Source organism: Bacillus sp. ISL-75, from assembly GCF_018613095.1.
The window spans coordinates 1-6,073 of sequence record NZ_JAGGQX010000088.1 but is presented as its reverse complement, the minus strand read 5'-3'; the positions used below and the strand labels follow the sequence as shown (position 1 = coordinate 6,073).

General features: G+C 32.8%; 8 protein-coding genes. 2 read left to right on the top strand and 6 right to left on the bottom strand.

The features are described 5' to 3' along the window. Window positions 1-226 precede the first annotated feature (226 nt). The 5 genes from J7E63_RS28150 to J7E63_RS28130 all read right to left on the bottom strand — a co-directional run bounded on the left by J7E63_RS28150 (window position 227) and on the right by J7E63_RS28130 (window position 3,112). Entirely contained in the window at window positions 227-472 is a 246-nt protein-coding gene (locus J7E63_RS28150; RefSeq protein ID WP_215018510.1) for a hypothetical protein, read from the bottom strand. Between the two features lie 138 nt (window positions 473-610). Continuing rightward, window positions 611-859, bottom strand: coding sequence for a hypothetical protein (locus tag J7E63_RS28145; RefSeq protein ID WP_215018509.1), 249 nt, complete (start codon window positions 857-859; stop codon window positions 611-613). 105 nt (window positions 860-964) lie between these two features. Beyond that, the gene (locus tag J7E63_RS28140) at window positions 965-1,240 is read right to left on the bottom strand and encodes a DUF3986 family protein (protein WP_215018507.1); all 276 of its coding nucleotides are present in this window, start codon (window positions 1,238-1,240) and stop codon (window positions 965-967) included. A gap of 201 nt (window positions 1,241-1,441) precedes the next feature. Continuing rightward, a complete protein-coding gene (locus tag J7E63_RS28135; protein ID WP_215018505.1) occupies window positions 1,442-2,014 on the bottom strand; it encodes a hypothetical protein in 573 nt (190 codons plus the stop codon). A gap of 552 nt (window positions 2,015-2,566) precedes the next feature. Next, window positions 2,567-3,112 (bottom strand): TetR/AcrR family transcriptional regulator, encoded by a 546-nt coding sequence (locus J7E63_RS28130; protein ID WP_215018502.1) that lies wholly within the window; start codon window positions 3,110-3,112, stop codon window positions 2,567-2,569. Between the two features lie 309 nt (window positions 3,113-3,421). Here J7E63_RS28130 and J7E63_RS28125 point away from each other — a divergent pair, with 309 nt between their 5' ends. Both J7E63_RS28125 and J7E63_RS28120 read left to right on the top strand, forming a co-directional pair. Continuing rightward, window positions 3,422-4,357 carry an alpha/beta hydrolase gene (locus tag J7E63_RS28125; protein WP_215018500.1) on the top strand — a complete coding sequence of 312 codons (936 nt, stop codon included), beginning with the start codon at window positions 3,422-3,424 and terminating at the stop codon, window positions 4,355-4,357. 82 nt (window positions 4,358-4,439) lie between these two features. Continuing rightward, the gene (locus J7E63_RS28120) at window positions 4,440-5,045 is read left to right on the top strand and encodes an NAD(P)-dependent oxidoreductase (protein ID WP_215018498.1); all 606 of its coding nucleotides are present in this window, start codon (window positions 4,440-4,442) and stop codon (window positions 5,043-5,045) included. A gap of 278 nt (window positions 5,046-5,323) precedes the next feature. Here the strand turns inward: J7E63_RS28120 and J7E63_RS28115 are convergent, their stop codons facing one another. Beyond that, the gene (locus J7E63_RS28115) at window positions 5,324-5,488 is read right to left on the bottom strand and encodes a hypothetical protein (RefSeq protein ID WP_214732136.1); all 165 of its coding nucleotides are present in this window, start codon (window positions 5,486-5,488) and stop codon (window positions 5,324-5,326) included. Window positions 5,489-6,073 lie beyond the last annotated feature (585 nt).

Here is a 6,073-nt window from a genome sequence, read left to right as displayed (position 1 = left end):
CTTAGGCGAAGACTACTTTGATAAGCAGAGACAACAATCTATCGTTCGGCATTCACTGAGACGACTCGAAAGTTTAGGATACACCGTTACGTTAGAAGAACCTAAAGCATCTTAATCCAGTCACTTTTTAAACCATAGATCAATGAATCTGGCGCTCTCCCCTTTTTTAAAAAATGAATGAGCTGCGTCCTCTTTAGTATTGCCTTTTTTCACTGAGTTAAAGAAGTTAATTTTCATGGTAGTTTAAGAGTGGAGAATAGATTATTAAAAGAACTCCTAATAAAATAAGACCAATAATAATAATTAATCCATTACTTAAATCTAATACGATACCTAAAATCACCCATAAGAAATAGAAAATTTTAGTTTTTGTACTTTCATTTATATAATTTTTATAAGCTTCTTTAATGAAGCACCCTAAAATGATACTTCCGCCAACAACCAACATAATCCCAATAGCCACTATTTTCATAATCGTACGGTTTTCTTACTCCTTTTAAGGAATTTTATGCCTGTTAGTTTGTCACTTTTCTACTTCAAACACCTGCCAGTTTAGCTGAACAAAAAAACAATGCCTTCTTAAAGCATTGCACCTTTCAGTTGAATAATATTAATATTCACTACTATTACAACCACACTCATATTCCTTGAATTTATATTCTTTATAAAGTCTAAACTCTTTAAAGTCACTTGTATCCGATTCATAAACCTTAACCACGGGAGCAACATCCACTTTTGCCAATTTCCTTATTTGTTTTTCCATATCCTCGGAAGCGTCTATATTATATTCGTTCATATCTAAATAAAGATTATTATGTTCACAAACTTCATACGTCACTGCGATATAATATTTTTTCATTTTTCCCATTCCCTCAATTTTTTGTTACACTAATATGCCCTATTCTTCTTGGACTATCCTGACCGTTAATACAACAACAAAACGACGCAGCAATATTAACTCAATTTAAATTATCTTATTAATGGATAACCATTGCTTAAATTGGTGTACTCCAATATCATAATCAAATTCTTTTTTGTAAATGGAAAAAATTCTTGTTCCAAATGGTTCAATTGTTAATTCGTTTTCTGGGGTATTATTATTAATCCCATACAGTTTAAAATCAAAGAATATATCCCATATATCCTCAGATTGTCTTTTAAATGCTATCGACTCATATTCACAATTATCCTGGTAATAACCTATATGCAGATGATATTTATCATCATACAAAATATCCATTAAGCACCTCTATTTTTATCATTTAAATTTACTACAATTCGGCATATAGAATCAACAATCCTTCTTCAAGTAACCTGCCCCGTTAACACAATAAGAAACAGCCACCATTATGGCAGCTGTTTCTTCAACTCTTGCACCCGATAGTTTAAGTACATTATTTCACAATCACAGAAAAAGCTATTAACAGCTTTTTTGATTTTTTTAGATTTTTCTTACTTTATCATATTTTCTTTTTAACAATTTAAAGTCTTCATTAGATTTCAGTTCAGGATATTTATCAGTTACAGTATTGAAAAACTCTTGGATTGATTTTAACGCTCCATCTAAGAATTCCTCTTTATCAATAATAAAGTTACTCTTTATTGGCATATTTTCTTGATATAAAATATTCTTACCGTCATACCAATGTACTTTTATATCTTCTTCAACATCCTCAACATATGTGTGCATAAATAATTGAAATTGGTTATTTTCATTTAACACGACAAGTTTATAAATGTTAGGTAAATCACCTAATTCATACAAGCCAGGTTTATTTGATTCTGCTAAAAAATTTAACAAGTCATTAACTATATTAACAATTAGATACTTCATTTTGGATTCAAAAGGAATCCTTCCGTTCAAAGGTGTTTGTAAGTAATTGAAAAAGAAGTTATTTTTTCTATAGGTTATATCTATAAATCCATTTAAATGTAATGCTGGGTCAAAGTCTGTTTCGGTTAACCAACTTCTTAGTGTTGGCGAGTCTTCTATTTGAAAATTAATCTTAAACATTTATTAACCCCTTTTCGGAACTTGGTTTACTTATTTGAACTACTTCTATATTGTAATTAATTATTCTTTCTTTAATTAACCTGCCCTTTGGCTCAATAAGAAAAAGAGCTGCCGCCGCAACTCCTAGTTCACCTCTTGCACCCGTTAGTTTAATAAGAAGGTGAATATATTCTATCTGTATCAGTATCAATAACAAACTCGACCATTAAGTCGCAGTGTCATAGGTAATTTGTTCAAAATTGTGAAGCCCGCAAAACACATTAGGAAGGTCTTTTATCTCATAAGTTAACTCTTTTGCTTGCAGATACTTTTGTTTTAACTGTTGTTTGGAACACTTTTTACCCGTAAGTAGAACTTGATGGAAATAACCGTCGATTTTAATAATCAATATTATCACGACTGGTTGCTAATCAGTCATATAGCTTAGATTTTTATTAGAAATCACCCTTATTTTACCATAATTCCTTCTTCCACTAAACTGCCCGTTACTTTAAGTACATTATTTCACAAACTTTTACCATTTGAATTTGTAATATATAGAATCTCTTATAACTACAGATTTCTTTCTAATAACATCCCCAGTTGTTCTGCTACTACTTCAAGCGGATCAGGAATTCCTTTCATGAGATAGGTTTCAATTACCCCTACGATAGCTGACCCAAGGAAGGTAAGAATCAGGGCTTCACTAACCCCCTCGTTTTTCCCTTTGAGGATATTTTCGTCATGCTTTAATTCTTCGATGATCAATTCTTTGAAGTGTTTCCGAAAAGCAAAAGCTCCTTGTCCTATTAACATCGTCGAAAAAAATAAATAATGATTTTCTAAGTATTCAAACCAAATAATATGAGCTTCTTTTAAGCTTATGTCAGATAGAGGGTCACATAATTTTCTAAGCTCCTGCATATGTCCTTCAATGAGTTTATCCAATAAATCATATTTATCAAGGTAATGAAGATAGAACGTTCTGTTCCCCACATTCGCTCCAATGCAAATATCCTTTACCGTAATTTTATCAAACCCTTTTTCTGACATGAGTTCAACAAAAGCGTTTTTTATGGCATCTTGAGATTTAAGTATCCTTCTATCGACTTTAATCATTGTCATAGCCTCCTAAACTTTCTTAATAATTAATGCGCAATTCCAATTAATTCGTGCGTTAATGCGTGGATTCAACGAAATTGACGATTGAAAACATTCTGTTTCCCTATTATATTATACACATAGAATATATAATACATATGCGCGCATTATTTCTTCTATGTGTAGACTGGTTAAAAAACATGGTGGTCATGGTGGCGAAAGAATTCGTTTCTGCTAAAAATATATATAGGTGGTCAAAAAGTAGCCCGTTTTTCAATGGAGAAGTTGGAAGGCAGGACTAAATTTCTAATAGAAGGAGAAAAAAACATGCGAAAATTTACATTTGAATTAAATGAAAAAGTTACAAGAACAGAAATCCGTTTTACAAACCGTTTTGGTATAGAATTAGCTGGTGACTTATATTTACCAAAAGATGAAGACGACAAAAAACTTCCTGCACTTGTAATCGGTGGACCATTCGGAGCTGTTAAAGAACAAGCATCTGGGCGTTATGCCAATGAGATGGCATCTTTTGGATTCGCTGCACTAGCTTTTGACGGTTCATACACGGGTGAAAGTGGTGGGACACCCCGTAATGTTGCAGCACCAGACATCAACACTGAAGATTTTATGGCAGCCGTTGATGGAATAGGACTTCAATCCAATATTGACCGTGAACGTATCAGTGTGATTGGTATATGTGGATGGGGCTCAATTGCTCTTAATGCAGTCTCTATGGATAAACGTGTCAAAGCTATCGCAACAGTATCGATGTATGACAACTCAGCAGGCTTGGGTGGTCTTCCATTAGAACAACGTACACAACTGTTCGAGTCATTAAGTCAACAACGCTGGGCGGATGCAGAAAATGGTACATTCGCACCAATGGCCGATCAATTACCAGCAGAACTTCCTGAAAATCCAGATATGGATACCAAAGAAACGTTTGAATTCTATAGAACACCACGTGGCTTCCATGATAATTCAATTCTATCAAATGGTAGCTGGAATGCGACGATGCCATTTTCATTTATGAATACACCAGTTATGAATTATATTGATGAAATTTCGCCACGACCAACTTTATTTATTGCGGGAGAACATGCATTCTCAAAGCCTTTAAGTGAAGTGGCTTATGAAAAAGCTAAAGAACCAAAAGAATTATTAATTGTCTCAGATGCATGGCATGCGACGTTATATGATAATATGAAAAAAATTCCATTTGATAAATTAGAAGAATTTTTTACGAAAAATCTTAAATAAACATCTAATCTAAGTTCTGTCATAAGACAGGACTTTTTTAGAACTTATTAAACAATTCAACATACAGAATAAGGAGAGAACAATGAAAATTACAATATTTGGAGCGAGTGGTAAGGTCGGCAAGTATGTTTTGGAGGAAGCAATAAGTCGTGGACATCACGTAGTAGCAGCAATGCGTAGAGGTAAAACGTTAAGCACTCACCCGTTAGTAAAACATATTGCAGTAGATTATGATGATATATCTGATATTGAACTGGCTTTAGCAAATAGCGATGCAGTCATTATTGTATTTGCAGGTTCAGGTGGGGTTGCAGAGCCTACTGCAAATATTATTCAAGCTATGAAAAATCAACATATAAAACGTCTTGAGCTTTTAACAGCTTTTGGAACAAGTCCTGAAGCACGTAAAAAATTAGGTGTTCTTACAAGATTAGCACTTATACCTTTTAGTCCCTGGTTTGGCGATATGCCAAAACAAAATAAAATGGTAAGTGAATCTGGGCTGGATTATACGATCGTTATGCCTTCATGGATCACCTATGAAGAAGGTAAGACACCTTATAAACACGGCGATTTCAAAGGCAAATCTGCTATAAGTAAGATTCGTCGTGTCAACTTGGCAGATTTTATAATTAATAATCTAGAGCAAAATGCCTATATCGGTGAAAGTGTTTATATTCAAGAGTAAGGGAGAAGATTATGAATATTCTTGTTAAAACAGCTGTGAGTCAAGTTTTAATAACTTCTCATGACTCTTTTTTTGAACTCCTGTCATTTTAGGAGTTATTTATCATAGATTTTAGGCGATATTTTGCACTAACAACATATAAATTTTTGAGATTCATCCCAACATAAAATAATACATGCTTTTATAAATTAACGTCTTATTCAACAAACGCACCCTATAGTTTAATAAGGTTCTTTCCTTAATTGCTTAAACTAACTTAAAGATTATAGGTTAGTACTTTAATCCTTCCTCCAATTTTTTTGGTTCTGATAGATGTACTTTACTCTTTTAGAAGTCCGTTTAACGGTAACCATTAATAACGCAGTATAGATTGTTGTTAAAACTAATCCAACTAAGGCACTATAGTACATAACATTTAATTTTTGGATGAATTTAAATTTCAAAAAAATCACCTCTCACTTAACTTTTTCCTTATCATAGATATCTTCCTGCCATAACTGATAAAGATATAGAATGACGGCTAGTATTGTCATTGTCAAAAGATTTTTGAGTGGAGAGAAACTACCAGTTTCTCTTATCTCTAGCTTGTTTAACATTTTAGTAAGACCCATCCCGTAGAAGAGATCGATTATTAAATTAACAATAATATAATATCCGAAATTTACGAAATGTAAAATAAAATATCCATATTGTACCTACCAAGAATATGCCATATACAGTAAATAATGGTGCTATTTTGTCCCAGCTAAAAAGAGTCTCTTTAAATTTCCACCAGTTATATGACCAAGCCATTTGTGCCAATATTGTGTTGAGCACTGTGGCAAATAGAGCAACAGGCATATATCTTCGAATTGCTAAACGGTCTAAAAAGATCAAAGAAATCCAAGGAATAATAAATATAGACCAAAAAAACCACTTTAACCATTTTATAAGTCCTTTCGGTATTAACTTTATATATAATTTGTCCTCTATTGCTAAATAAAATGCATCTTCTTATTCAACTATCCTGCCCGTTACTTCAATAACAT